Raw genomic sequence first — 4,098 nt, 5'->3', positions numbered from 1 at the left:
CTGAGGGGCTCTATTTTTTTCAAACCTGATATTTAACGAACTACAGGAATGCTAACCTGCCCCTTTAGTTCCATAAGAAAGTGTTGCGTAGCAACCCTATTGTTAAAATCAAGCACTCTTCTGCAAAATAAATAGGGAGAGTATTCCCGAAAGAACCTCTCCCCGTTTTTTTATTTAGCGGCAGTATTTATCCCTTAATGCAAGTGCATATCTAACCGATTGCTCTGCACCTTTTTCTTGATCCTCAATCATTTGTTCTAGAAGTTCTGCTGGCGGATAATAGTAATCCAATGGTTTAATTACATTTAAATCATAAGGAGGTTGTCCCACCTTAAATGCTCCTTCTCCTACTGCAAAGACTCCGCCTGTACCAGGCTCTCTCTTAAAATGGATGGCATACGGGAAGCACATTTCAACGTTGATTCTAGTCAACATTGAATTCTCAATCAATATTTTAAAACATTCTTCCAAGTCGATATTACCAGTCCCAGCAGGTACGCCACATACCCTGTAATCTTCGCCATCATGGACGATAATATGATCCTTAAAATGAGTTGTAAAGGCATATGGTGCTAATTTTCTTACAGCTTCAACCGGGTCCTCCCATGCCATCATTGCATTCCCGAAATCACAATGAGCACCAACCCAAGGGCTGTTGACTTCCTTAATGATTTGAATCACTTCATCCGTTAACTCTTCCTCGTGATTTTCAACAGCAAGCTTGATTCTATATTTCTTTAATAATGGTACAATTTGTTTAATATCTTCAGGAGCCCTTCTCAATCTGTCTGGATCATATTCTCCCATGCAGGTATACGTACGAATGACATCCGCTCCAATTCTATGCGCGGCCTCAATGACCTCAGTTAGATGTTTCGGATCGGTTCCATTTGTATCGATTTCAGCGAAAAATCCATACTTTTGAATTTCCTTTTTCACCTTGTCTAAGTATTCCGGTTCAAATGATTCTAATGTACCAATTCCTGGTAAACTTGACCATGGAACAATATTGATCATGACTCCATCTAATCCCAATTCGGCTGTTTTTCTGATAAAACCGAAAATATCCATTCGACCTGTAATAAACTGCAAGTGAAAGCTTTCTGTCTCTAATCCAATTTTCATGTTTTACCCACCTTTATGTTAATTTATTGTGCCGAGAAGAAATTAAACTAAATTTTGTTCGACTTCTATTTTTATTTGTAATTAATTTCTACTTAACGACTTTGCTTACGAAAGTTCTCTTAAATTAGGGAAGAACCAGCAACTAAACGACGAAACACATTCTCCCCAAAAAAGAATAATTGGTCACCTTTTTACCTCGGCCATCAATTCAATTTCAATCATTGCATTCATAGGTAATTCTGCTACCTGAATGGTACTCCTAGCTGGAAAAGGCTTCGAAAAATATTGCGCATAAATTTCATTTACAGTTTGAAAATCTGATAAATCAGTCACAAATATAGTTGTTTTCAAAACTGAATTCATTTCTAGACCTTTTTCTATTAAAATGTGCTTTAAATTTTCTAAACATTGTCTTGCTTGGTCTTCAATGCCTATAGCTAATTTATTAGTATTAGGATTTAAAGGGAGTTGCCCCGAAATATAGAGAATCCCTTTTGATAATACCGCTTGGGAATATGGTCCAATAGGTTGTGGAGCATTACTTGTTAAAACTGCTTCTTTCATAATAAAAATCTCCTTTTTATCTACAATATTTTTCTCGTAACTTTTTGACCGTTTGTACAGATTCTTTAATTTCATTATCTTGGGCCAATAACATTTGTTCTAAAAGATCATCACTTGGATAGTATGTTGTTAAAGGCTCAATCAGTTTTTGATTGAAATACGGTTTTTACATCTTAAATGATCCTTTCCTTACTTCGCTTACTCCCCCCGAACCTTTAGGTCGTTTAAAAGTAGAAACATATGGATGACACATATCTAAAGTTATTCTGTGTAAAGTATGACTCCGTCTAATCCTAATTCAGCTGTTTTTCTGATAAAATCGAAAATATTCATTCAACCTATAATAAACTGCAAGTGAAAGCTTTCTGTTTCTAATCCAATTTTCATTTGTTACCCAAATTTAAGCCAATTTATATATCGATAAAAAATTAAGCATTCATTTAATTATCTTCCAAATATCGGTTAGTTTGTTTTTTCTTTTTTAAAATTTTAACTGAATAGTTACTTATAATAAAACCTATAGCTGCAAATGCAATCATAATCAAAAATACATATCTATATCCAGTAATTCCAGGATTGTGATCCAGAATATTACCATACATGGCAAAGGCGAAAATTGAAGGAGCATAACCAACTAAACAAGCTACTGATACGGCAGCACCGCTTATTTCTTTTGGAATATCAATTTCATCTAATGGGGCAAAAAACACAGCCCGTTGAGTAAATACAATCGATCCGAAGCCAAGTGTCGCAATTATTCCTATATAAATATTCATTTTGCCATGTGGAAGCATAATAAAAATTATCATTGCAATAATGGATAAGAGAAATGTAAATCTAAGGTATTTTGTCGCTGATTTAAATTTTTTATCAACTAAGAATCCACCGATGGGACCGCCTATCATTTTTAATCCGTATTGGTTTACAATCCCATATGCACCTAATAATGCTACCGGCATTCCATAAATTTCTTCCAAGAACGGAATAAAGTAAGTTAAACCTGCGTAAACCGTATAAACGCAAAATATTGTAAATGAGGAAAACCACAGTATGGGAGTTTTAATTGCTTGAATCGCACCTTTCAAAGCTACTTTATTTTTACTAATTTCTTCCCCACCCTTATCAAACGTTTCAATAATATCGTCCTCTATAAAGAAATAACTAATAATACCAACAATAATTGTAATCAAGGCAAAGAATAAAATTGCGGCTCTGAAACCTAATGACTCAGAACCTAACCAAATAAATATACCTAGAGCAGAGAATGCAACGATTGTATCTACAACACCACGGCCAGCTTCAAGAAATCCAAACATCCTGCCTTGTTCGTCGGAGTCTCCAAGCAATTTAACGGTTTTTATCAATACTGGCCAAAAAGTAATCTCTGTAAATAAAGCCATTACTCCCCAAGAAGCTAAAATTCCATAATAACTTGGTAAAGTAGATAAATAAATCCCAGTTGCACCTACACCAATCAATCCAATCGGAATTAACTTCCTTTTAGAAAATCTATCAGTGATATAAATGGAGACTACATAACCAAACATTTGTATAATAGCATATACAGATAATGCCAAACCTATTTGGGTATGTGAAAGGTGAAAATATTTTTGCATCGGAACGTAAAAAGCATCTTTTAAGGATGATAATTTAAATATTGTTCCTCCTCCCAAAATTAAGATACATAAGGTAAACCATTTTTTGACCTGCTTCTGTGCTACTGCCATAAACAATCCCCCCTCATAAATATGAAAGTAATTAGCGGTTTTCGTTAAAACTCAAAATTCACCTTTATTAATTAGGAGAATATTCAATTAATACTAGTTTTTGCATTGACCTCGATTCAGTTAGTTACTTCATCAAAGTTATTTGAAATATTTTTTATGTTCTTTAAACTAATACTTGTTGATACATTGTTTTTTAATGGATCTTATTTCAATAGAGGTTTTTGGCAGAAGACACGCTACAGAGGGGAGTAATTTTTTAAACCCGTCTGTACGTTTCAAGCTTATTACACTACCAATCTCGGCAAATCCGGCAATAAGAAGAAAAAACCAAGCCATCGAATCATCCCCTAACCTTGTATAAATCATTTCATTTTCTTTAATTTTTAGGTTGTGCTGGACTAATTTTTATTCCAATTATTCCAAATATCATTAAAGCCACAAAAAATACTTTCAGTGGATTAATGGTCTCTCCCAAAAAAAGCATCCCAGTTACTACTGTTCCCACCGTTCCCAATCCAGTAAAAATGGCGTAACCAGTTCCTAAGGGAATGGAATGTAAAGCTTTTGAAAGTAAAAAGAAACTAAAGATTATAATAACTACCGTTACTATACTAGGTATAATTTTGGTGAATCCGTGAGAATATTTAAGACCGATCACCCAGACGATTTCCAAAAGTCCTGC

5 protein-coding genes are annotated in these 4,098 nt (G+C 34.3%); all 5 read right to left on the bottom strand.

Annotated features, from left to right (window positions below):
- Positions 1–174 precede the first annotated feature (174 nt).
- The gene (locus tag FNK51_RS25755) at positions 175–1,125 is read right to left on the bottom strand and encodes a sugar phosphate isomerase/epimerase family protein (RefSeq protein WP_141995176.1); all 951 of its coding nucleotides are present in this window, start codon (positions 1,123–1,125) and stop codon (positions 175–177) included.
- 183 nt (positions 1,126–1,308) lie between these two features.
- On the bottom strand, positions 1,309–1,689 hold the full coding sequence (locus tag FNK51_RS25750) for a RidA family protein (RefSeq protein ID WP_141995175.1): 381 nt from the start codon (positions 1,687–1,689) through the stop codon (positions 1,309–1,311).
- A gap of 440 nt (positions 1,690–2,129) precedes the next feature.
- Positions 2,130–3,416 (bottom strand): MFS transporter, encoded by a 1,287-nt coding sequence (locus tag FNK51_RS25745; RefSeq protein ID WP_141995174.1) that lies wholly within the window; start codon positions 3,414–3,416, stop codon positions 2,130–2,132.
- Positions 3,417–3,584: 168 nt separating this feature from the next.
- Entirely contained in the window at positions 3,585–3,752 is a 168-nt protein-coding gene (locus FNK51_RS25740; RefSeq protein ID WP_141995173.1) for a DMT family transporter, read from the bottom strand.
- Between the two features lie 40 nt (positions 3,753–3,792).
- Positions 3,793–4,098, bottom strand: a 306-nt coding sequence (locus FNK51_RS25735; protein ID WP_141995172.1) for a DMT family transporter, incomplete at its 5' end; no start/stop codon positions are given.

The sequence above is a fragment of the Bacillus sp. B4EP4a genome (genome assembly GCF_006680105.1).
In the GTDB taxonomy this organism is placed as follows: Bacteria; Bacillota; Bacilli; order Bacillales; family DSM-1321; genus Peribacillus; species Peribacillus simplex_E.
The sequence above is the reverse complement of the archived record's forward strand: the minus strand, read 5'-3'. Positions and strand labels throughout refer to the sequence as shown.

Coding starts and splice junctions, on each gene's coding strand:
- FNK51_RS25750 (WP_141995175.1), bottom strand. CDS start 1,689: ATGAAAGAAGCAGTTTTAACAAGTAATGCTCCACAACCTATTGGACCA.
- FNK51_RS25755 (WP_141995176.1), bottom strand. CDS start 1,125: ATGAAAATTGGATTAGAGACAGAAAGCTTTCACTTGCAGTTTATTACA.
- FNK51_RS25740 (WP_141995173.1), bottom strand. CDS start 3,752: ATGGCTTGGTTTTTTCTTCTTATTGCCGGATTTGCCGAGATTGGTAGT.
- FNK51_RS25745 (WP_141995174.1), bottom strand. CDS start 3,416: ATGGCAGTAGCACAGAAGCAGGTCAAAAAATGGTTTACCTTATGTATC.